This window comes from Bacillus cereus group sp. MYBK195-1, assembly GCF_051916605.1.
Classification (GTDB): domain Bacteria; phylum Bacillota; class Bacilli; order Bacillales; family Bacillaceae_G; genus Bacillus_A; species Bacillus_A cereus.
On the sequence record NZ_JBQAGZ010000003.1, the window covers coordinates 185286 to 208231 of the forward strand.

Consider the following 22946-nt stretch of genomic DNA (forward strand, 5'->3'; position numbering starts at 1 on the left):
AATTAGTAATAGTAGATAAATATAAAAGGGAGAGGTATTATGTATCGAATTCATAAAGACCATATCATTTACTCAATGTCACCAGAGAATAAGCCGTGTATGGAAGTGGAAATTGGGAGCAGTCTTGTATTTGAAACATATGATTGCTTTGAAAATCAAATCGATTCTGAAGATATTGTGTTTCAAGAATTAGATTGGAATCGAATTAATCCAGCGACTGGACCTGTATATATTAAAGGAGCAGAACCTGGCGATATATTAGTTGTAACGATTGAAAAAATTAAAATTGCAGAGCAGGGCGTTTTAACTACAGGTGCAAACCTTGGTGTAATGGGGGATGAGTTAAATGAAAATACAGTGAAAATTGTCCCAATACATAACGAACATGTTTTGTTTTCAAGTGAACTACAAATCCCGATTAATCCAATGATTGGGGTAATTGGTACTGCACCGAAAGAAAAGAGCATTTCATGTGGCACACCGCATGATCACGGCGGGAATATGGACTGTAAAGAAATTAAAGAAGGAACAACATTACTACTACCAGTTAATGTCCCAGGAGCACTATTAGCGTTAGGTGATTTACACGCAGCAATGGGTGATGGTGAAATTGGTGTTAGTGGTGTAGAGGTTGCTGGTGAGGTAACGGTAACAGTTCAAATTATAAAAGGAAAGAAATGGCCGTTACCAATGGCTATTCAAAAAGAAAAAATGATGACGATTGCTTCAGAGAAATTGTTAGATGATGCAGCAAGTCGTGCTGTACATAATATGGTGAAATTTTTACATGAAGAATTAGCAATGTCTAAAGCTGATGCAACTCTTTTATTATCGGCAGCAGGTAATTTAAAAGTTTGCCAAGTTGTGGATCCGTTGAAAACGGCGCGTATGGAATTAGGGATGGATTATGTGGAGAAACTAGGATTTACTTTTAGTAAATTTCATATTAAATAGATAAGGGACGAAAAAGGATACTTTTGTATAAAAGCATCCTTTTTTAATTTACGGATTTTGTGAAAAGGGGTAGTATTTATTTTATATAAGTATATTTGAGAATGTGGATTAAAAAGGAGTTCAATAATGGTCAAAATTATGATTGTAGAAGACGATATGAAAATTGCAGAACTATTATCAACACATGTCGCGAAATATGGTTATCAAGGAGTTATTGTATCGGACTTTCAAAATGTATTAGACATTTTTTTAGATGAACAACCAGAGTTAGTTTTATTAGATATTAATTTACCGAGTTTTGATGGGTACTTTTGGTGTCGTCAAATTCGCGGTGTTTCTACATGTCCGATACTATTCATTTCGGCCCGTGAAGGCACGATGGATCAAGTTATGGCGTTAGAAAATGGTGGCGATGATTTTATTCCGAAGCCTTTTCATTATGAAGTTGTAGTGGCGAAAATTCGTAGTCATTTAAGACGTGCATATGGAGATTATGCACCGAAACTAGAAGAGCGAATGATTGAGCAACAAGGCCTTTGTTTATACCCTGAAAGACTTGTATTGAAACTTAGAAACGAAGAGATTGATATAACGAGAAACGAAGCTATTTTATTAGAGACATTAATGAAAAATTATCCGCGTGTTGTGAGTAGGGAAGTGTTGTTAAATAAATTATGGGATAGCGAATCTTATGTTGATGATAATACATTAAGTGTAAATACAACACGTGTGCGTAAAAAGTTACAAACGTTACATATAGAAGGTGCGATTGAAACGATTCGTAGTGTTGGATATAGATTGCATATTACTTGGGATACTGGTATAGAAAAATGATAAGGTTGTTTATACGTGATCATATACCACTTATTTGCTTTACTATAATTCAACTACTAGCTATATTTCTCGTATATTGGTTTGATGGGCATAATCATATTACAACGGCGTTATATGCAATGTTTCTAGGGGCTTTCTTTATGGGAAGTTATTTAGTGTTTCGTTATTTTACACATCGTTCTTTTTATGAGCGCTTAGCAAACCCGATGCAATCTTTGGATGAATCTGTTCAAAAATCTGATTTTGCAGCTGTATCGGCTGCTCTTCAAGAACTACTTGAGGTGCAATATCGACATTATCAAAATCAGCTGCAAATGCAAGAGAGAAAAAATAATGACCATTTAACCTTTATGAATCAGTGGATTCATCAAATGAAAACACCTTTATCTGTAATAGAATTAATTACACAGGATGAAGTAGATTCACGTTTTGAAAGTATAAATGAGGAAACTGATCGATTAAAAAAGGGATTAGAAATGGCTCTGTATGTCGCACGTTTAGAAGCATTTACACAAGATTTTTATGTAGAAAGAGTACAACTACATAAAATAGTGAATGATTCGGTACATGAGCATAAACGGTTCTTTATCCGGAATTTTGTATATCCAGAGCTTGAAATTGATAAGGACATTACTGTAGAAAGTGATGCGAAATGGTTACAATTTTTAATTGGGCAAATACTATCGAATGCGATTAAATATTCATCAGGTAGTAGAGAAAAGATTAAAGTGAAAGCTTGTAAGGAAGGTAATACCGTTATACTTGAAATTGCTGATAATGGCGTAGGTATACCGAAGCAAGATTTACCAAGAGTCTTCAAACCTTTCTTTACAGGAGAAAATGGTAGAGATTTTAAAGAATCAACTGGAATGGGGCTATATCTTGTATATGAAATTACAAAACAATTAGGTCATAGTGTAGAGATTCATTCAGAAGTTGATAAAGGTACGGCAGTACGAGTAATATTTTTTAATGTGTAAAAATTGATCAAGGCTAAAGAACGTTGGAGATAAGTTTTTTAGCCTTGTTTTGTATTTTTTAAAAAGTTTTCATATGAATAAATGATACAAATTAGTAAAAATTAAAGATATGAGCACATGAAATTGTAAAAATAAACTTGAAGAAAAATAATTGCTTTTGAAGTACAAATAATAATATTTACGCATACAGTATTATCATGGTACAATATGGTTATTAATGACAGAAAGGAATGATGGGTGGACGATGATTAACTAATCTTATTTTTAAATGTTGAAATTCAATAAATTTCAATTTCTAAAAAATAGGATTAGTCTGCCCAATTTCCATAGAACGGTATTGCTATTTATGTTACGTAATAGCTTATTTGGGTGTAAATATTTTAACGACTAATCCTGCCAAATTTATTTGGGAGGATTTTTTTATTCTCCCTTAATGAAAGGGATCGGTATTATGAAAGAACTATTAAAATTAAATGATGTTTATGTTGAAATAAAAGAAAATATGTTGTTAGAGAAAATGAATGTGACAGTAAAACAAGGGGATGTTATCGGATTAATTGGTAAAAACGGTGCTGGTAAATCAACGTTACTTCAATTAATAAATGGAAAGATTGAGCCTTCAAAAGGGATTGTTGAATGGCAGCAAATGAATATGACAACCGCATATGTTGAGCAAGAAATAGAATCTTTTATTAGTAATGATGTAATTGCAAAAGAAGCAGAACTTCTTGCGAAATGGGGCGTGCCAACGAACGATTTTCATACTTTAAGTGGTGGTGAAAAGCTGAAAATTCGATTAGCAAAAGGATTTGCTGAAAATCCTAATGTCTTAATATTAGACGAACCGACAAATCATTTAGATGAGATCAGTACGGGATTTCTCATTAAACAAATAAAAAACATGAAAGGTACAGTTATCGTTGTATCACATGATCGATATTTTTTAGATGTTGTCGCAACAAAAATATGGTCAATTGAGGACAAAAAATTAATTGAGCATAGTGGTAATTATACGAGCTACATGAAAGCACGTGAGCAAAAAAGAAAGTCGCAGCAGCGTGAATATGAAAAGCAGCAAAAAAAGATAGAACAAGTAGAAACACATATAAAAGAATTGAGTTCATGGTCACAAAAGGCACACGCGCAGTCTACAAAACAAGAAGGTGTGAAAGAATTCTATCGTGTAAAAGCGAAGCGAATGGATGCACAAGTGAAGTCAAAACGAAAACGACTTGAAAAAGAGCTGGAGAAAACGAAAGTAGAACGTGTGAAAGAAGAGTATTCAGTTGAGTTTTCTATTCAAGCGAACAAAAAAGTAGGAAAACGCTTTTTAGAAGTAAAGCAATTAAAAAAAGACTTTCATGGGAAAGTATTATTTGAAAACGTTAATTTTACAATTCAGCACGGTGAGAAAGTTGCGATTGTTGGACCAAACGGTAGTGGGAAAACAACATTACTGAAGATGATTATGGGAATGGAAACTGCTGAAGGAGAAATATGGATTTCACCTTCAGCAAACATCGGCTATTTAACACAAGAAGTTTTTGATTTACCGCTTGATAAAACACCAGAAAATTTATTTTTTAAAGAGACGTTTGAAGAACGAGGAAAAGTCCAAAATTTAATGAAACATTTAGGATTCCAAGCGTCTCAATGGAAAGAGCCGATTGAGCATATGAGTATGGGAGAAAGAGTAAAGTGTAAGCTAATGGCTTATATTTTAGATGAAAAAGATGTACTCATTTTAGACGAACCGACGAATCACTTGGATCTACCTTCACGTGAACAACTTGAAAATACATTAGCTGAGTATAACGGAACATTAGTAATTGTATCTCACGATCGATATTTTCTGGAGAAAACAACTGACACAAAACTCGTGTTTTCAAACAATACGATACAAAAGCAGCTAGAAGAACCTACTAAAACAAGAGATGATATTGAAGAGCTACGTTTAACGTTAGAAACAGAGAGACAAGAAGTATTAGGGAAATTAAGCTTTTTAACTTCTAAAGACAAAGAATATAAAGCACTGGATGAACGGTTTATTGAACTTACGAAGCAGATTAAGGAGCTATAACGTAAGTAAGGGGGATTAACATGGGAGAAGAGAGATTCACTAAGTTATTTAAAATAGATTGTGGAGATATATACTTGCAAGAGTTTACGGTCAAAGATGCAGAGAGTATTTATAAAATAGCAAAATTTTTACCAGACTGGAAATCAACGAAAGAACAAAGGGTGGATTGGATTGCAGATTATGAAATACCAGCAAACAAAGCATTTCTTGATGCAGTGAAAACTACGAATAACATAGATAATTATATGTTAAAGCTAGGAATATTTAAGAAAGCTACAAATGAACTCATTGGATGGTGCTGCACAGGTATGAAAGAAGAACTCCCTTCACCAAACAGAGAGATAATGTATGCTATCTCAAATGAATATCAAAATCATGGCCATGCTACAAAAGCGACTAAAGGTTTAATTGACTATTTGTTTAAAGAAACAAATTTAAATGTCCTTAACGCAATTGCTTTAATTAACAATGTAGCATCAAATAAAGTTATTGAAAAATGCGGGTTTATTTATAAGAGCCAACAGAGGATAGAAAATCAAATATATAATCATTATATATTGAGAAAATCTGAGTGGATAAAAATATAACGTTTGGTAGTAAAAGACCGATAGCAATCGGTCTTTTCTCATTTATATAATAAAGATTTATTATACATTATATTTCCTACTACTATACAATTATTATAAGATAGTTATGCGTTAATTTTAGTTTGAAATAATTATGTTGTCAGTTTTTTTAGAAATCTTACAAGCGTGTAAGGTAAATGAAAGATGAATCAATATGAGCTGTAAGACAATTCATTTACACTTTATAGTGAGCAGTGGAAATGAAGGGAGAATATACATGGAAATTTTACATGCAAAAAGTATTAGTAAAGTATATAAAGGGAAAGTACCTTATAAAGCATTAGTAGATATTGATTTATCAATTCAAGAAGGTGAATTTGTAGGAATTATGGGTCCATCAGGTAGCGGAAAAACAACGTTATTAAATATGGTATCTACTATTGATTCTCCATCATCGGGAGAAATATTTATTAATGACACAAATCCTTTTCAATTATCATCAGAAGAATTAGCGTTATTCCGCAGAAAACAATTAGGATTTGTTTTTCAATCATTTAATCTTCTTAGCACACTTACTGTAAAAGAAAACATCGTATTGCCGATGACTTTAGATGGTGTTTCCGTGCAAGAAATGAACAAGCGATTGGAAGAGATTGCAGAGAAGTTAAATATTACAGATATATTGAATAAAAGAACGTTTGAAATATCAGGGGGACAAGCTCAAAGGACAGCAATCGCTCGTGCGATTGTTCATAAGCCGCAATTATTACTTGCAGATGAACCAACAGGGAACTTGGACTCTAAATCTTCAAATGATGTAATGGAGATGCTGGATACTCTAAATAAAGAAGAAAAAGCAACGATGATGTTAGTTACACATGATCCGTATGCAGCGAGCTTTTGCAGCCGAGTAATCTTTATTAAAGATGGTCAACTATATAACGAAATTTATTGTGGTGAAAGCAGACAAGCCTTTTATCAAAAGATTATGGATGTCCTTTCTTTGTTAGGAGGGAAAAGGCATGACTTTTCGTCAGTTCGCATTTAATAATATTTTTCGTAATAAGCGTACATATGCTGCCCATTTTTTAAGTAGTGCATTTTCTATTATGATTTTCTTTACGTATGCTCTTTTATTATTTCATCCTGATTTACAAGGTGAGTTGAAATCGACAAGTGCAACAATAAGTGCATTTGGTACATTGGGATTTTCAGTTTCGCAAGGATTGATTTTTGTATTTTCATTTTTCTTCATTTTATATTCAGTTAGTTCGTTTTTAAAAACGCGTAAGAAAGAATTTGGCGTTTTAATGATGCAAGGTATGTCAATGAGACAGCTTAAGAAATTATTATTAATTGAAAATATGTTGATTGGACTTGGTTCAATTTGTATAGGGATTTTCATTGGACTCATATTTTCTAAACTAGTCTTATTGATAAGTGCAAGTGTATTAATGATTAATAATGGTTTACCTTTTTATATACCAGTGCGGGCTGTATTATTAACAGTTATCACATTTCTTTTCTTGTTTTTAATTGTTTCATTATTTACATTTAAAATGATAAAAGTAACGGAACTTGTGGAACTTATTCGAGCAGAGGAAAAGCCAAAACCTGAACCGAAATCTTCAGTTTTATTATCGCTACTTTCTTTAATTAGTATAGGGTATGGATATTTTTCAGTATTTCGCTTCATACCAAGTACCAATTTTATTACGCTTGGAATAGGTGTGCTCCTAGTAATTATAGGAACGTACTTTTTATATACACAGTGTAGCGTGTATATATTGCGCCTTGCTAAAAGGAGAGAATCTTTCTTTTTAAAGAGAACAAATATATTAACATTTTCTGAATTAATTTACCGTATGAAAGATAATGCAACGATGTTTTTTATAGTATCTATTGTTTCAGCAGTTGCATTTACAGCAATTGGTACAACAGCCGCAATTGGAAATAGGGATTTGGTAAGGATGACAAATCCGTATACATTTTTGTATGGAAGTTTTGAAAATGACAAAGTATTGAATAAAAATCTTTCTATTATAAAAAAGCACCTTTCTGATGCTAATATTCCGTATCGAATGGCTTCATCTTCATATATATACACAGAAAATGGCGTAAATGTAATGAAGTTAAGTGAATACAACGATCTTGCTAAAGCACTAGGCTATCAACAAGAAACAATTGAAAAAGAAGATGAAATTTTATTAATTCCTGGAGTCGTATCACAAAAACGAGAATTTAAAAATGGCGAGTATAAAAAGAATATAGAAGTCATTCAAGGTGACTGGACAAAGACATTTCATGTGAAAAAAGCTGTAGAAAATTTAGTTTTACCACACGATTCTAGAACTATTTATATCGCTGTTCAAGATCAGGTATATGATGGAATGCCTCTTACTAGTGACCCAGTTAATAAAGAAATTCCATATCGTACTTACGGATTTGTTGTAGATGATTGGATAAAAACGAAAGAGATTTCCAATCAATTAAAGAGTATATTCGATAAAGATCTTAGGGACAGAGATTTCTACTTTGAAGCTTTAACATTAAACTTGTTGGAAGCAAAGCAAAAGAATGGTTTATTACTTATGGTAAGTATTTTAGTCGGAATCGTCTTTTTTACATTCGCTGCTAGTTTTATTTATTTCCGATTATATACAGATTTGGATCGCGATCAGCAGCAATATAAAATGATTTCGAAAATGGGATTAAGTAAAGGTGAGTTAAAAAAAGTTGTAACGAGACAGTTATTATTAATGTTCTTATTACCAATTGTCGTTGCAGTGATTCATACTGTAGTCGCTTATATAGCATTACAGCAATTAGTCGATTTTTCTATCATAAATAGCTCTATCGTTATTTTAATTTCATTTATATGTATACAAGTTTTATATTTCTTTATAACCCGTTGGCGTTATCTGCAAAAGCTTTATAAGGTTATGGAGCAATAGAATTTATTAGCTTGTAAGACTACAATAAAGTATGTAGAAAAATGAACTGTATGATGAAAGGAAACGAGATGAAAAGAACTTTAACTATTTTTATGTTAACGATACTACTATTAATAAGTTTTAGTGCATGTTCTAAAAAGGAAAATCCATTTCCTGCAAACGGTGTATTAATTATTGGAGATGAAAATAATATTTCACCAATTATTAATCGTTATCAGGAAATTACGGAAGAAAATGAAGTGTTTTCTGTGAAAAAAGGGGAAGTTGGAAATGGAAATGTCTTAATTTTAAATGAATCTACAGCACAAGCATTGATTAAAGAAAAACTTTTTCGAAAACAAGATAATGGCTCCAATTATATTATAGATACGTTACCGAAATTCCCAAAAGAAGGGGCGCTATTATTTACAAGTGAAGACAATAAGACTATGAAAAGTATTAAAATAGGAGAGGAAGAGATTCCTGTTACATACGATAGTGATGCTTGGATAGGTAACAATCGTAAATATTCAACGGAATGGTATATGATTGTAGCAAAAAATAGTGTTTATAAAGAAATAAAGGCAAATGAAATGAAAATGCATCTTCTTCATTTGAAAAAATCACTAGGTGACGAAAAACCTAAAATGTCGACAGATAATACATTGGTTAATGAAAATGTCAAAGTAAAAAAGTTAATTAAAGGTTTGGAAGGAGAAGTATCTTTTCACTTTGTAACGATTGGCGAAAAACCTTAAAAAAGAGTTCGAAGTTGATAAAAATTTCATCAGCTTCGAACTCTTTTTAGTTTATAGACAAATCAATTATTATGCTTTACATTACTTCATTTAATCGAGTCTCACTCGTTTCTTCAATCGCATTTGAATTTTGAACTGAATTATTTTGTGCTTCTTTTTCTTTACGAGCCTTTTGTAGCATTTCAAGTATAATCCATAAAGGAACACCTTTATCCTTTAACATCTTCCATAAATCTAATTCATTAAATTTATGTTCAGGCTGTTTCATTTCTTTTTCGGATGAACGAATATCGAACTTGATAGGATCATTTACTTTCTTACTTTCAAGTTTAGTAGAAGAGATAGTATTATGCTCAAGAGTAGATGGAGTTATTTTAGTAGGTTGAGATAATGTATGAATATTTGATCCGATTTGCATGCTTTTTTCCTCCTTTTCAAGCAATGAGATTAGTTTTCTTATGGTTTTTAAATCTTTTTAACATGAGGAAACTATATTTAATTATAAATTCTAATAAACAGATTTACAAGTTGTATTGTAAAAAGTAAATGTTTATTTGAATTAATATTTATCAACATCTGTATATGTTTTCTATATATACAACGTATATAAAATACTTTACATTATGTTTAAGTTATTAAAGTATTCTGTTATTTTTTAAAAAAGAAAAATGTAAACGTTTTATTAGGGGGAGAAAGTATGGGGAAGTTATTTTTAAAAATATGTTTTTTCGCATTAGTGACCGTATGTTCATTCGCAGCGAAAATATCATACGCTGAAGAGAGGCAACAAAATAATTATCCTATCATATTGGTGAATGGATTTGCTGGATGGGGTAGAGAAGAAATGCTTGGCGTAAAATATTGGGGTGGTGTTCATGATATACAGGAAGATTTGAAACGCAATGGTTATACGGTACATACCGCAGCTGTTGGACCTGTTTCTAGTAACTGGGATCGTGCATGTGAATTGTATGCACAAATTAGCGGTGGGACAGTAGACTATGGTGCAGTACATGCTGAGAAACATGGACATAATCGTTTTGGCAGAACTTATAGTGGTTTTGCGCCGAATTGGAGTGAAACAAATAAAGTTCATTTAGTTGGACATAGCATGGGTGGACAAACGATTAGAACATTAGTACAGCTATTAAAAGAAGGTAGTTTTGAAGAAAAGAATTATGTAAAAAATCACCCAGACACCAAAATATCACCACTATTTGAAGGCGGAAAATCATATGTTCATAGTGTTACAACATTAGCAACCCCTCACAACGGTACAACACTTGCGGATGGTAGTCTTCTACTGCCGTTCGTTAAAGATTTACTCATTACAGCTGCAAGCTTTGGAGGAAACAATAATTTATCATTATATGATTTTAAATTGGATCAATGGGGTATAAAGAAAAATGCTGGAGAGTCCTTTTTCCAATATAGTAATCGTATTCTAAATAGTTCACTTTGGAAAAATACAAAAGATATAAGTCAATGGGATTTAAGTACAGATGGTGCAAAGGAGTTAAATAATTGGGTAAAGACGCAACCAGATGTGTATTACTTATCCTATAGTGGGCATGCATCACAAGCAGCACCTATAACAGGTTTACATTTGCCTCATATAACGATGAATAAAGTGTTAATGGGAAATGCATTTTTCTTAGGTTCTTATGCGAGATATGAAGAAAACCGTCCGTTAGTTGATACTTCTTGGTGGCAAAATGATGGTGTAGTAAATACAAATTCTATGATTGCACCCTCTTCTAATGTTGCTGTAAATAATAATGAGTCATTACAGATTGGAAAATGGAATCATATCGAAACGAAAGCGAATTGGGATCATCTCGATATGGTAGGATTAAGTGTTTCAGACTCATTAGGTTTTTCTAGCATTCAAGAGTTTTATAGAACAATTGCTGAAAAGCTATCACGTTTACCGAAATAGGTAATAATAAAGCGCTCTCGATGGAATTCGAGAGCGCTTTATATTATATTGAAAGAGGGATTTGGTAGAAAAATATGGGGGGATATTATGAAAATTCAAGTTGTATTATCAGGATACGGAACAGTAGGTAGAGAGTTTATAAAATTATTAAATGAAAAATATTCATATATATATGAAACATATGGGATTCAATTAGTTGTAAGTGGCGTATTAGGGAGAAATATTGCGATACATAATGAAGACGGCTTATCACTTCATCATTTATTGATGTATGGTGGCGGTACCGCTGCAATTGAAAAATATTTAGAGTATCATCCGAAGGAACGTGCAACAACTAGCATAAGTGGTACTGTATTGGTAGAATCAACAGTTACAAATCTTAAAGATGGAAATCCAGGGAAACAATATATGAAACAAGCGATGGAGAAACAGATGGATATAGTAGCAATTTCTAAAGGGGCGCTCGTTACAAACTGGAGAGAAATAAATGAAGCAGCAAGAGGCGCAAATGTACGAATTCGATATAGCGGTGCAACAGCCGCTGCACTACCGACCCTAGATATCGGACAATTTAGTTTAGCGGGTTGCAGTATTGAAAAAATAGAAGGAATATTAAATGGAACAACTAATTATATTCTTACGAAAATGTATGAGGAAGATGTGATATTTGAAGAAGCACTGAAAGAAGCACAAGATAAAGGAATTGCTGAGACAAACCCTATATTAGATATAAGTGGTTCAGATAGTGCGTGTAAATTGTTACTTTTGACAAACAGCTTAATGGGAACAGAGAAAACACTTACTGATATACATATAAAAGGAATCGAGCACGTTACAAAACAGCAAATTAGAAATGCTAAGGAACAACATAAAATTATTAAATTAATAGCATCAACATATAAGGATGAGGGGGGCAATGTCAATTTAAATGTTGAACCGTGCGAAATAGAAAAAAATCATCCGTTAGCAAAAGTAAATGGGACCGAAAAAGGAATTACGTTCTTTACAGATACGATGGGACAAGTTACTACAATTGGTGGGGCTTCTAATCCACGAGGCGCTGCAGCTGCAGCTTTAAAAGATGTAATTAACTTATATCGAAAAGATTTGTAAGACCGTACCGCCCTTTATAAAAAATACATATGTCGTGGACCTTTTGAGAATGAAATAAATATGCAAAAATGATTGCAGGGGGTAAGGAATTGTTTAAGGATTTTAAAGTTGTTAAAGATCGTCCCGTTTATATTCAATTGAAAGATTATTTGAAGAAGATGATTATGAAAGGGCATTTGCTCGGGGATCAAAAAATCCCATCAACAAGGGAACTAAGTGAATTACTAAGTGTGAGTAGAAACACTGTACTCGCTGCTTATGCAGATTTAGAGCAAGAAGGACTCATTTATGCAGTTAAAGGAAAAGGGAACTTTGTTGCGAAGGTGGATATATCTAACACTTCGTCTGTTGAAATAGATTGGAAAAATAAACTTAATACAGTGACCGCATTAGCGGATGAATTAGATTTAATGAAACATGGTGTTCGTTGGGAAAAAGGAATGATTGTTTTTAATAGTATAGCCCCGGATGAGAAGCTATTTGATGTTGAAAATTTCAAAAGAGCTTTTCTTACTCGTATGTCCATTGAAGGAGACATCGTATTGAACTACGGATATGCAAAGGGATATAGACCGTTAATGAATTATTTACTTCATTACATGGAAATGAAAGGTGTAGACATTTCGAATAAAGATATTCTAATTACAAATGGATTTACAGAAGGATTGGATATTGTACTCTCTTCTTTATCAAAAAAATCCGGGCGTGTCATTTGTGAGAATCCAACTCACCACGCTGCACTTAAGCTTTTCCGTTTACATGGACTTGAAGTTCATGGGATTGATATGCATGAGGATGGTATTGATACGAATGAAGTTGAAAAAAGTTTGCGTGAAAAAGATTTTGATTTTGCTTATTTAATTCCTTCTTATCATAATCCAACTGGTATTGTTACGAGTTCAGAGAAAAGGACGGAATTGATGAGGTTATTCTCAAAATACAAGGTTCCTATTATAGAGGACGGATTTAATGAAGAATTACGTTATTCAGGTTCACATTTAGCTCCATTATTAACTTTTGCTGGAGCTGGCAATAATGTGATTTATATTAGTAGCTTTTCAAAGGTACTTTTCCCTGGTTTACGTGTAGGCTGGATTATTGCAGATAAAGAGCTGATTCATTATTTAGAAAGCGTAAAAAGAGCAAGAACGATCCACACATCTACGTTAGATCAAGCTGTTCTGTTTCAATATTTACATGAGGGATATTTTGAGAAATATTTAAAAAAGGCAAGATCTGTTTATAAGAAAAAATATGAGTTAGCTGTCGGGGCATGTAACCAGTACATTCATTTCAAAAGAATGACTGGAGATGGTGGACTTCATTTATTTATAGAACTAGAAGAGCATATGAATGCCCGCACACTTTTACAAAAGTGTTATGAGAAAGGCGTTACGTTTTCACCTGGAGATGTTTTTTACTCTGATGGAGAAGGAGCGAACACTTTCCGATTAGGGTTTTCGCGCTTGAAAGAAGAAGAAATAGTTCGGGGAATTAAAATAATTGGTGATACAATAAAAAATGAAATTTGGAGTTGAGAAAATGAAAATCGGTGTTATTATGGGCGGGGTATCGTCTGAAAAACAAGTTTCAATTATGACGGGGAATGAAATGATTGCTCATTTAGATAAAAATAAGTATGAAATAGTTCCAATTACATTAAATGAAAAAGTAGATTTAATTGAAAAAGCGAAAGACATTGACTTTGCGTTGCTCGCGTTACACGGAAAATACGGAGAAGATGGGACAGTTCAAGGAACACTGGAGAGTTTAGGAATTCCTTATAGCGGAAGTAATATGTTATCTAGCAGTATATGTATGGATAAAAATATTTCGAAAAAGATTTTACGTTATGAAGGTGTAGAAACACCAGATTGGATTGAACTTACAAAAATGGAGGATCTAAATCTTGATGAGTTAGATAAGTTAGGATTTCCATTAGTAGTAAAACCAAACTCTGGCGGATCGAGTGTCGGAGTGAAAATCGTTTATAATAAAAATGAATTGATCTCAATGCTAGAAACTGTATTCGAATGGGATTCTGAAGTAGTAATTGAGAAGTATATAAAAGGTGATGAAATTACATGTTCAATTCTGGATGGAAAACAGTTACCTATAGTTTCAATTCGACATGCAGCCGAGTTCTTTGACTACAATGCAAAATATGATGATACTAGTACAGTTGAGGAAGTTATCGAACTTCCAGCAGAAATTAATGAACGTGTAAATAAAGCGTCACTTGCTTGTTATAAAGCATTAAAATGTAGTGTTTATGCAAGAGTTGATATGATGGTGAAGGACGGAATTCCATATGTAATGGAAATTAATACATTACCAGGGATGACACAATCAAGTTTATTGCCAAAAAGTGCAGAAGCAGCGGGAATTAGTTATAGCAAACTATTAGATATGATTATTGAAACATCATTAAAAGTTAGAAAAGAAGAAGGGTTTTAAGGGAATTATATAACTAATTTTTTGACAGTTTCACGAAGTATGCTATGATGAATACATTATAAAAACAAAATATTTATCCACTAGGGGGGCCTTTTATAGGCTGAGATCAAATGTGATTTTGAGACTCTTAGTACCTGATCTGGTTAATGCCAGCGTAGGGAAGTGGGAAAGACGTTGCTATTTAATGAGTAAATAAATACTGTCAATTTCACTTTCTTTACGCCTGTAAAGAAAGTTTTTTATTTTACAGCTTTAATAATTGTGGATAAATAGTTATATTTTATATATTATTGGAGGGATTTAAATGACTTTTTCACAATCATTACGTAAAGAAGTAGATTCAATTTGGGAAGCGAGTTTTAACCATCCTTTTGTAAAAAAACTTGGTGAAGGAACGTTAGATTTAGCTAGTTTTCGTTATTATGTGCTTCAAGATTCATATTATTTGAGCCATTTTGCTAGAGTACAAACTTTAGGAGCTGCAAAAGCTCTTGAATTAGAGACGACAGCTCGTATGGCACATCATGCTCAAAATACATATGAAGCAGAGTTATCTTTACATGAGAATTTTGCTAAAAAGCTAGGGATAACAAAAGAAGAAAAAGATAATTTTATTCCTGCGCCAACTGCATATGCGTATACTTCACATATGTATCGTGCTGCGTATGAAGGGCATTTAGGAGATATTATTGCAGCAATTTTACCTTGCTATTGGTTGTATTATGAAATTGGTGAACGCTTAAAAGAGTGCCAGCCGGAAGAGGCAATTTATAACGAGTGGATTTCTGCTTATGGATCTGATTGGTTCCGTACGCTAGTTGAAGAACAAATTACACGGTTAGATACTATTGCTGAAAAAGTAACAGAGGCAGACCGCAAGCGTATGAAACAGCATTTTATTATTAGCAGTCAATATGAATATTCATTTTGGGAAATGGCTTATACATTAGAAAAGTGGCCAGTGGATACAGACGTAAAAGACGTAATTGGATAAAGAATAGAAGTAATGTTATAGATAGGTGTGGATCATACCTATCTATATATTTTTTCTTGTCAAATTTGTGTAAAGTCATTAGTGCTACGGATATGGCGAAATAGAATATCAATAAGTTAGCTAATTTAATTGTCTACGAATTAACTGGATAAATTTCTGCCACATTTATTTTACATTCAAAAAACGTAAAGATTGGTGGTATGAAGTTAAATAAGAAAAGAAACCGGCTCTGTTAATTGTAATGGATTTGCTTTTTCTTTACGGGAATTGCTAAATCATCATGGAATGCTGTTCATACAATATGCAAATATGCATATTGTATCTTTTTGAGTTCTTTATGTGTTAAAATTAGATATAGAGATATGCGAATATAAAGAAGCAAAAGCAGGAATATCCAATGAATTTTGAGAGGTGTTATATGTTTACAAATAAGAAATTAATTCGATTTGGTTTATCGTTATTTGTATTTTTAGGGATAATTAATTTTACAATCAGCTATTTCCAAACATATCTTGAAACAGCAGCAGATATTAAATGGGTAATTCCAGAAATTTGGAAAACTATTTTGCTAGATGTTCCTCAAGGGATACTTGTTCTTTTAGGCGCAATTGCTTTATATGATTTCACAAAAGAGGCATCAAAAAAAGACGCATCAATCTAAATGTGTCTTTTTTCAATTAGCAATTTCATATAGAGATTTGCTGGAGAAATAGAATGAAAAGCCCTAATTAGGGCTTTTTTTGTTGGAATTTCTTAACCGTCATAGAAACTGGTCACTTGGAGGTGTTATAGCGAAAGCCATTTACAGTACAGAAAAATCTAAGCAGCAGACGGAAATATATAGGATATGGATCATAATTATTGAAAAATTCATTAAACTTAGTAAGTATGAAGATATGACGCTAGAATTCATATTTTTTAATTTTTATTTATCTCGCTATTTGCCGGGCAGTAAGCCCCCCACCTCAAAATTCAGCGGAAGCAAAGAAGTTAGGTAGGGGATGAACAAAACCCCACTGATTAAATTTTCACTTTATAAAAATGAGCCCATAGTAAAAATAGGTATATGAACAAGGTGCATCATCTAGTGATAAGTCATACTTTGTTGGTGTACGTATTGAACTTAGTTTATAGCGCTATTTCTACTTAGATGTAACGAACAGGAATATAGGGAAGTATTGATGAGGTTGTATTTTATAAACGGAGGTTATGAAAATGAATCAGTTTCAACAAGAACTACAAGCGTTAAGCCTTAATGATTACCGGTCTGGAAATATCGTCTATTGGGACCAGCAAAACCAATATCCGTATTACTATATTGAAGATGCTGCTCGTCGCTGTGGCGGTTGTGGTCGTTGTGGCGGTTGTGGTGGAGGTCGTTGTGGCGGCTTCCGTTGTGGTGGCTTCCGTTGTATTGGTTGCTTCGGTTGTTTTGGTTGTGGAGGTTGTGGAGGTTGCGGAGGTTGTGGCGGCTGTGGTGGTTGCTCTAACTGTTTTGATGGTTTTACTGATACTACCGGTACTATTGTAACGTATGAATATTGATAACATCTATCTTGCTAGTTGCGGGTAGTAACATCCCCCAAAAAATTCAGTGAGAGCAAAGAGAAGTTAGGTGGCGGACTGCCCATAAAATCCCGATTGGTGAGAGCTGATTAAATTTTCACTTTATCAATTAAAAAACATTAGTTATATATGTACGTGCCGACAAAGAATATAGCCATTATTCATGGATATATTCAATCATTCAAGTAAAAGAGTAACAATAAGATATATAGATGTAATCAAGATGTGATGGATAAAGCAATGACTAGATTTAAAATCTAATCATTGTTTTTTTCTTATGGTTTTATCATTAAATATCTGTCTAGTTTGGGAATTGCTTCCTTCTAGCTAATGATTTTATTACAACCGTGTAAGGTTAATGTAATGTTAATCGATAGTAAAATAAGTTGCTTGAGTGTATTTTAAATAAGATTAAAAAGTACTGTTTATCTATAAAATAATTGGGTAAATAATATGTAATTAGGAAGTGTATGAATATGGTTGAACTAAAATCTATTTTCCATTCGTATAAACTAAAGAGAAAAATAGCTAAAGATTTATACGGAAAAAGAGATGAATTATCACTGTTATTAAATGAATTTAATAATATGAAATGTACAGTAACATCTGAAAAGAAGAAAAACAATATGTTATCTCGTTTGCAACTAATTTATGAAAATATGAAATTAGATAAGCAGTATCCTCTATCAGTTTCTTTTGATAGTAAATTATTGGAGCGATTAGAAAAAGAATCTCTACATACTATTGAGGATGGTGTAACATGTCTACATTTAATGTTAGATATGAATTATAAAAAAATAAAACAATATGGGTCGGGTACAAGTAGGTCATTCGTTCCATTATCGCAGTCTTCTATTTGTCTCGCTGATTGTATTTGTTTAACAGGATTTGTAGTAGGTTTACTAGGAGCAATTTCATTTGGAGCATTACTGTTATCTATATGTTCAGTCACATAACGCTTAATATTTGTAAAGAGAGCACCGATTTAAGGTGTTTTTTTAGTTTTTTGTAAATTTATTGTAAATGATAAGTACAATATACCAAGTAAATTGTATAATTCAAATGTATTAAAATATAAATGTAAGGGGTGCTGTATATGATAATTACTTTTAATTTTTAAAAGAGTCATTTTGATAATGTTTTGTTTAGATAAATAGTTTTTACTTTTCTTTTAAATACTTCGTTTAAATGAATTAGATTAAGTAATTATTGTTCTAGCTTTTTGATAATCAAGACAATCGAAGAAAGGAATCATTTTATGAAAAAATTAAGGCTGTTAACATTTGAAAATATAGTAGAACCCCTTTTAAATGAAGAGGTATCATTTATATACTTTCCTATTGAATGGCTGGACATCGTAGAGATACATTATAAGACGTTTTTATTAACGAGTAAGTTGAAACGTTTGAATAAAAGATTATATGATATGTTTTCGGATATATTGTTTATTCAGCATAATCCGTACGTATTAAATGAAAATATACCATGGATTGTATCAAAAGAACCTATTAAACAAGAGCAACTCGATTATATTTTTCAAAGTTGGTATGAGATTATTCATGATTGGAAGCCAAATAGATTAGTAGAACCACCAAAATATGAATGGCAATCCGATTTGATTTCTAATTTGCCAGTACTACATGATAATGAAACGTATTCTAAGTGGGTACCCGCTTTAATCTCACATATTTTTTGTGAGCGTCCTATATATTTAGAAAATACAAATGAAGAAGAAATCTATTTTTCTCCTCTTAGATCACAAAATATTTGTGAGGCGATGTCAGAGCCGATAAAAGATGAAAAAACACAAGATTTTTTCTCCTATGTATATCGATTCCAATGCATAACCCGTGGTGGTGAGAACGCTCCATTATTAAATATTTCAATAGGGATTCGGAGATTTTATCAAGAATATAATCATCCAGATATTCCTTTACTTTTAAGACGGAAACGAGGCATGATATTGATTTCTACCTCAGAGTTTGCGTCAAATAATAAAAAAATACGGTTTGTAAAACTAAAAATACAACAAGCTACAACCGGTATGAAATGGATTAAAATATTTAGAAATTTAAAAGATGATTTTCAAATAGGGGGAGAGGTGGATTTAGACCATATTCTCCAATATCCGAAAGATTATATTGTAGGGGAAAATAAAAGGGTGTTATTTCCATACAATGAGAGAATTTATAAAGTTCAAGGTACTAAAATAGAACCGGGTATAAAAGTAAAGGAAAGAGAGTATTTATTTAAAGAATTTCAGCGTAAATTCTCTTATTTCACAATACTTCCAGAATGTAAAAAGATAGCAACAAATAACAAAAATGAATTATTTCCTTTATTTGCACCAAAAGGATTAGAGACATTAACATTAGAAGTTTGGTCTGAAAATATAGTGCTGGAAATAGAACAAGCATTACTTGAGAGTCAAATTGTTTTGACTAAAGTTGGTGAAAATTCTTATGTTTTGAATACAGATTTTCCAGTGTTATTAAAGATTGTGAGATACAATATTGAAAAGGTGTTACAAAATCCATATAAAATGCAATATTGCCAAAAATATAAAACAAATCTTGTAGATGATGTTACGAAAGCTGTCTATGCTACCGCGGGCGAGCGCAGTGATGCGACATTAGCATTAATCGCATTGAAAAATTGTGATGGACGAGAAAAAATTGATCCAAAACAAATCATTAGAGAGGGATTTGCACGAGCAAACCGTATTTCAACATTTATTAATTTATTTATAGGCCAAAGTGTATCTCGTAAAACAATTGTAAATAGTGTTTTTAGTTTATTAGAGCAAAAAGGATTTTTGAAGCGTAGTTGGAATAAGATAAATTTACCTTGTATATATGTTAATTTATCAATTGAACGAATATCGAAATTTGATTTCTTACCTATTCTTTCAAAAATAAAAGGAAAAGAAATTTTATATAAATTATATGGGAATACAGAATGGCAAACGATTGATTACGTATTATTAAATATAAATAAACATAATGCATTTTTACCACAACCATCAAAGAGAAATGATATGGGAGCTCTTTTTAAACAATATGTTTCCGAAACATTAATGGAAATTGTACAATATGCAAAAGAACAAAATGAACAAGTTTATTTCATTGTAGATGCAAATTTGAGAAGGTATTGGATAAAAGAGTTACAAAATAAAGAAATTAATACAGATATTTTACCTGAAATTGTTCCAGAGGTGTTAAAGGTTCCAAATTTAAATATTATTAGAATAAATACAGGTTTTGATGTACCAAGTTACGGTTTAATAGAATGTGATGATGCTTTAGATAGCATTGGCTTATATGCAGATCAAAAAGGGATGTATTATAGCACTGGTGAATATTCACTTAATTGTAGTGGGATTTTTCAGCGATATATACTTGAAATTCTACCATTAGGTGTAAAACCTGTAGAAAGGGATTATATCGCTAAAATGATACATTACATGTGCTGTAATTCTAGTATGCTTTCGAAAAAGAATGTACACATGACATATTCCATGCATATGGAAAAGGTAATAAAGAGTTATATTACTGACATAGATGCAAGAGAGTTTAAAGAATTTGATGATGAATTGGATGTAGATGTAGTAAAAGTAGAAAAGAAAGGTTCAATTATTCTACTTTAAATACTAGTAAACAAATCCTGCTCGTTATATCGATCAGGATTTGTCATTTTTTTATGTAAATAAGGATATCCTTTGTCAAGTATCTTTTCGTTTACATATTTACTTTATGTGCAGACAGGATTAATATGTTTTTTAGAAATACAAAAACTATTTCATATGGAAAAACGATTTTTATTAATTGAAAAAATTTGAAAGGAATGGGGAATTGTGAAGAAATTAGATGTGCTCTTAATGCTACTGAGCGGCCTCTTTCCAATTGCAGGACTTACAAAGCAAATCCCTCTAGAACAATCTATATATATTGGAGGGCTTTTATTTTTTACTAGTTTCGGTAGTTATTTTGCTAAAAAGATGTATTCACGTATATGCAGTTGGATAGCGTATGCGCCATTTATAACATTACTGTTAGTTATTTGGCATCAAGATATTTCAACAAGCTCAATCATAGCAAATGCGAAAATTGCTGCATGTGTCGCGTTAATTCCATGTTTATTCCGTTTTCGTACATATGGACTTACTTTGGGCTTATTCTCATTATGGGCCGCTTTACTATGGGATATAAAAGAAGTACAGTCGTTAGTCATACTTGAACGCATAACGAGTTTAATGACAAGCCATTATGTATATATATTACTATTAATTGGAGGACTTGTAATAGGAGGATTACTTGCGATGTTCATTCACCGCAAAGAGAAAGATAATAATAAAGAAAATATAAATCTACTTGGACCAAAAAAGAAACGCAAAAGATTATCATTTAAGATTCGTCTTCCAAGATTACCGAAACTAAGGATGAAACTATTTAAGTTTGGTGGGAAAGAATCTAAAAGTAAAATGCCAGAAAAAATCCATGAGTATAAGTACGAAGAACCAGTTGCAACATATGAAATGACAGAGCAAATAGATCCATACAAAGAAAATGCAGTTCAAGGTCAAACAAGGATGGAACGCCGAAGAAATAGGTATAATGCATAATGAAGTTTAATAACCCCGTAATGACTTATCTTAATATTGATAAATCATTACGTTTTTTTTATGTAATGAAATGAAGGTTGCTATTGCGGAGGGGAATAGCATATTTTATAGATAGGAACTAAAATAAGGGGAGGATAAAATGCTTATCATTACATATATATCTGCTTGTATATTATTCTTAGTTAGCTTTTTACATGTATATTGGGCTTTCGGAGGTAATTGGGGGACAAATAGTGTTATTCCAACTAAATCAGGGGAAAAGGCGTTTACACCTCGCACCGGAATGACATTGTTCATTGCATTATTATTAAGTATGGCAGCAATGATTTTGTTGCAACAAGCAAATATTGTTCATTTTGCAGTTCCTAATGTTATTATTCAAGTCGGTTCCTGGATTTGTATGATTGTCTTTTCTATTAGAGTAATTGGTGAGTTTGACTATTTTGGTATCTTTAAACGACAAAAAGATACGCACTTTGCAAGAATGGATACGGGTTTATATATTCCACTTTGTGCATTTTTATCTTTATCTTTCTTATTAGCAATAATTTTGTGAGTGAATAATAGTAGTTTCTTTTCTCAACATATATGTAAACGTGAGAAATCTAAGAGTAAATAAAAAGGATGTAAGCGCCTTCTTGTCGAAATGTAAATTATTATGAAAGGCGGTGACACTATGAAGTATGTAAAAGTTAGTATGAATGGTGGAAGTGAACATAAATTCTCAATGACTTTAGATCGGTTTGAAGAACTTATTACTACAGAGAATGGGATATTAGAAAATAAATTAGTATGTATTGAAAATGTAATGATTAATCCTACTAATATATCTTCTGTAGTTGAAAAAATTGGTGTACCGGCTAAGTTTATGGAAGCTTAAAATGTTAGATAAAAAACATCCATTGGGGATGTTTTTTAATTTATAAATATGAAATTGTACAGTGAATATTTGAGTAGATTTTTTAGCAATGACTATGCATATATTAAGTACCTGAACATGGTGCTTAATATATGCACGAAATAATAAGTACAAGCATATATTATTAAGTAGGACAAGATCTTCGTGTCCTACTTAATACTCAGAAGAAACCTCTAATCACATAAGAGCATCCAATTGCAGGGTGCTCTTATTTTTTATGAAAATCTAATAC

General features: G+C 32.1%; 21 protein-coding genes and 1 riboswitch. Of the genes, 20 read left to right on the forward strand and 1 reads right to left on the reverse strand.

The genetic code is table 11. The annotated features are described in order from the left end of the window. The first annotated feature begins 39 nt into the window (after positions 1-39). The 8 genes from ACTFRY_RS16725 (at position 40) to ACTFRY_RS16760 (ending at position 9105) form a co-directional block, all read left to right on the forward strand. Positions 40-954: an acetamidase/formamidase family protein gene (locus tag ACTFRY_RS16725; RefSeq protein ID WP_098616578.1), complete on the forward strand. Its 915-nt coding sequence runs from the start codon at positions 40-42 to the stop codon at positions 952-954. Between the two features lie 126 nt (positions 955-1080). Further along, positions 1081-1788, forward strand: coding sequence for a response regulator transcription factor (locus ACTFRY_RS16730; RefSeq protein WP_000238990.1), 708 nt, complete (start codon positions 1081-1083; stop codon positions 1786-1788). Continuing rightward, a complete protein-coding gene (locus ACTFRY_RS16735; protein ID WP_098616579.1) occupies positions 1785-2768 on the forward strand; it encodes a sensor histidine kinase in 984 nt (327 codons plus the stop codon). Before ACTFRY_RS16730 ends, ACTFRY_RS16735 begins: the two co-directional genes overlap by 4 nt. Positions 2769-3219: 451 nt before the next feature. Continuing rightward, a complete protein-coding gene (gene abc-f / locus ACTFRY_RS16740; protein WP_098616687.1) occupies positions 3220-4848 on the forward strand; it encodes a ribosomal protection-like ABC-F family protein in 1629 nt (542 codons plus the stop codon). A 20-nt stretch (positions 4849-4868) separates the two neighbouring features. Next, positions 4869-5435, forward strand: coding sequence for a GNAT family N-acetyltransferase (locus ACTFRY_RS16745; protein ID WP_098616580.1), 567 nt, complete (start codon positions 4869-4871; stop codon positions 5433-5435). A gap of 256 nt (positions 5436-5691) precedes the next feature. Further along, positions 5692-6462: an ABC transporter ATP-binding protein gene (locus ACTFRY_RS16750; protein WP_000404273.1), complete on the forward strand. Its 771-nt coding sequence runs from the start codon at positions 5692-5694 to the stop codon at positions 6460-6462. Continuing rightward, a complete protein-coding gene (locus tag ACTFRY_RS16755; RefSeq protein WP_098616581.1) occupies positions 6437-8368 on the forward strand; it encodes an ABC transporter permease in 1932 nt (643 codons plus the stop codon). Before ACTFRY_RS16750 ends, ACTFRY_RS16755 begins: the two co-directional genes overlap by 26 nt. Positions 8369-8418: 50 nt before the next feature. Beyond that, on the forward strand, positions 8419-9105 hold the full coding sequence (locus ACTFRY_RS16760; protein ID WP_000975419.1) for a lipoprotein BA_5634 family protein: 687 nt from the start codon (positions 8419-8421) through the stop codon (positions 9103-9105). Positions 9106-9181: 76 nt separating this feature from the next. Here ACTFRY_RS16760 and ACTFRY_RS16765 read toward each other — a convergent pair whose 3' ends face one another. Continuing rightward, on the reverse strand, positions 9182-9523 hold the full coding sequence (locus ACTFRY_RS16765; protein ID WP_001165518.1) for a DUF3914 domain-containing protein: 342 nt from the start codon (positions 9521-9523) through the stop codon (positions 9182-9184). Positions 9524-9802: 279 nt separating this feature from the next. On the opposite strand from ACTFRY_RS16765, the gene ACTFRY_RS16770 reads away from it, so the two are divergent. The 12 genes from ACTFRY_RS16770 to ACTFRY_RS16825 all read left to right on the forward strand — a co-directional run bounded on the left by ACTFRY_RS16770 (position 9803) and on the right by ACTFRY_RS16825 (position 22675). Continuing rightward, positions 9803-11044 carry an esterase/lipase family protein gene (locus tag ACTFRY_RS16770; RefSeq protein ID WP_061662919.1) on the forward strand — a complete coding sequence of 414 codons (1242 nt, stop codon included), beginning with the start codon at positions 9803-9805 and terminating at the stop codon, positions 11042-11044. Positions 11045-11131: 87 nt separating this feature from the next. Further along, on the forward strand, positions 11132-12157 hold the full coding sequence (locus ACTFRY_RS16775) for a homoserine dehydrogenase (RefSeq protein WP_000701767.1): 1026 nt from the start codon (positions 11132-11134) through the stop codon (positions 12155-12157). 89 nt (positions 12158-12246) lie between these two features. Next, on the forward strand, positions 12247-13695 hold the full coding sequence (gene pdxR / locus ACTFRY_RS16780; RefSeq protein ID WP_000471609.1) for a MocR-like pyridoxine biosynthesis transcription factor PdxR: 1449 nt from the start codon (positions 12247-12249) through the stop codon (positions 13693-13695). A gap of 4 nt (positions 13696-13699) precedes the next feature. Then, positions 13700-14614 carry a D-alanine--D-alanine ligase gene (locus ACTFRY_RS16785; protein ID WP_001999863.1) on the forward strand — a complete coding sequence of 305 codons (915 nt, stop codon included), beginning with the start codon at positions 13700-13702 and terminating at the stop codon, positions 14612-14614. Between the two features lie 72 nt (positions 14615-14686). After that, a riboswitch (TPP riboswitch) is annotated at positions 14687-14792 on the forward strand. Between the two features lie 126 nt (positions 14793-14918). Beyond that, on the forward strand, positions 14919-15608 hold the full coding sequence (gene tenA / locus ACTFRY_RS16790) for a thiaminase II (protein ID WP_000144508.1): 690 nt from the start codon (positions 14919-14921) through the stop codon (positions 15606-15608). Positions 15609-16005: 397 nt separating this feature from the next. After that, positions 16006-16269: a DUF3937 family protein gene (locus ACTFRY_RS16795; RefSeq protein ID WP_002101034.1), complete on the forward strand. Its 264-nt coding sequence runs from the start codon at positions 16006-16008 to the stop codon at positions 16267-16269. A 554-nt stretch (positions 16270-16823) separates the two neighbouring features. After that, positions 16824-17153 (forward strand): heterocycloanthracin/sonorensin family bacteriocin, encoded by a 330-nt coding sequence (locus ACTFRY_RS16800; protein ID WP_113710692.1) that lies wholly within the window; start codon positions 16824-16826, stop codon positions 17151-17153. Between the two features lie 491 nt (positions 17154-17644). Next, positions 17645-18130: a homoserine dehydrogenase gene (locus ACTFRY_RS16805; RefSeq protein ID WP_098616583.1), complete on the forward strand. Its 486-nt coding sequence runs from the start codon at positions 17645-17647 to the stop codon at positions 18128-18130. Positions 18131-18432: 302 nt separating this feature from the next. Continuing rightward, entirely contained in the window at positions 18433-20820 is a 2388-nt protein-coding gene (locus tag ACTFRY_RS16810; RefSeq protein WP_098616584.1) for an RNaseH domain-containing protein, read from the forward strand. Positions 20821-21027: 207 nt separating this feature from the next. Beyond that, positions 21028-21795 carry a DUF3959 family protein gene (locus ACTFRY_RS16815; protein ID WP_000732185.1) on the forward strand — a complete coding sequence of 256 codons (768 nt, stop codon included), beginning with the start codon at positions 21028-21030 and terminating at the stop codon, positions 21793-21795. 139 nt (positions 21796-21934) lie between these two features. Then, entirely contained in the window at positions 21935-22351 is a 417-nt protein-coding gene (locus tag ACTFRY_RS16820; protein ID WP_098616585.1) for a DUF3995 domain-containing protein, read from the forward strand. Between the two features lie 120 nt (positions 22352-22471). After that, entirely contained in the window at positions 22472-22675 is a 204-nt protein-coding gene (locus ACTFRY_RS16825) for a hypothetical protein (RefSeq protein ID WP_000878369.1), read from the forward strand. The last annotated feature ends 271 nt before the right edge of the window (positions 22676-22946 follow it).

Coding starts and splice junctions, on each gene's coding strand:
- ACTFRY_RS16725 (WP_098616578.1), top strand. CDS start 40: ATGTATCGAATTCATAAAGACCATATCATTTACTCAATGTCACCAGAG.
- ACTFRY_RS16730 (WP_000238990.1), top strand. CDS start 1,081: ATGGTCAAAATTATGATTGTAGAAGACGATATGAAAATTGCAGAACTA.
- ACTFRY_RS16735 (WP_098616579.1), top strand. CDS start 1,785: ATGATAAGGTTGTTTATACGTGATCATATACCACTTATTTGCTTTACT.
- abc-f (WP_098616687.1), top strand. CDS start 3,220: ATGAAAGAACTATTAAAATTAAATGATGTTTATGTTGAAATAAAAGAA.
- ACTFRY_RS16745 (WP_098616580.1), top strand. CDS start 4,869: ATGGGAGAAGAGAGATTCACTAAGTTATTTAAAATAGATTGTGGAGAT.
- ACTFRY_RS16750 (WP_000404273.1), top strand. CDS start 5,692: ATGGAAATTTTACATGCAAAAAGTATTAGTAAAGTATATAAAGGGAAA.
- ACTFRY_RS16755 (WP_098616581.1), top strand. CDS start 6,437: ATGACTTTTCGTCAGTTCGCATTTAATAATATTTTTCGTAATAAGCGT.
- ACTFRY_RS16760 (WP_000975419.1), top strand. CDS start 8,419: ATGATGAAAGGAAACGAGATGAAAAGAACTTTAACTATTTTTATGTTA.
- ACTFRY_RS16765 (WP_001165518.1), bottom strand. CDS start 9,523: ATGCAAATCGGATCAAATATTCATACATTATCTCAACCTACTAAAATA.
- ACTFRY_RS16770 (WP_061662919.1), top strand. CDS start 9,803: ATGGGGAAGTTATTTTTAAAAATATGTTTTTTCGCATTAGTGACCGTA.
- ACTFRY_RS16775 (WP_000701767.1), top strand. CDS start 11,132: ATGAAAATTCAAGTTGTATTATCAGGATACGGAACAGTAGGTAGAGAG.
- ACTFRY_RS16785 (WP_001999863.1), top strand. CDS start 13,700: ATGAAAATCGGTGTTATTATGGGCGGGGTATCGTCTGAAAAACAAGTT.
- tenA (WP_000144508.1), top strand. CDS start 14,919: ATGACTTTTTCACAATCATTACGTAAAGAAGTAGATTCAATTTGGGAA.
- ACTFRY_RS16795 (WP_002101034.1), top strand. CDS start 16,006: ATGAATTTTGAGAGGTGTTATATGTTTACAAATAAGAAATTAATTCGA.
- ACTFRY_RS16800 (WP_113710692.1), top strand. CDS start 16,824: ATGAATCAGTTTCAACAAGAACTACAAGCGTTAAGCCTTAATGATTAC.
- ACTFRY_RS16805 (WP_098616583.1), top strand. CDS start 17,645: ATGAATATGGTTGAACTAAAATCTATTTTCCATTCGTATAAACTAAAG.
- ACTFRY_RS16810 (WP_098616584.1), top strand. CDS start 18,433: ATGAAAAAATTAAGGCTGTTAACATTTGAAAATATAGTAGAACCCCTT.
- ACTFRY_RS16820 (WP_098616585.1), top strand. CDS start 21,935: ATGCTTATCATTACATATATATCTGCTTGTATATTATTCTTAGTTAGC.
- ACTFRY_RS16825 (WP_000878369.1), top strand. CDS start 22,472: ATGAAGTATGTAAAAGTTAGTATGAATGGTGGAAGTGAACATAAATTC.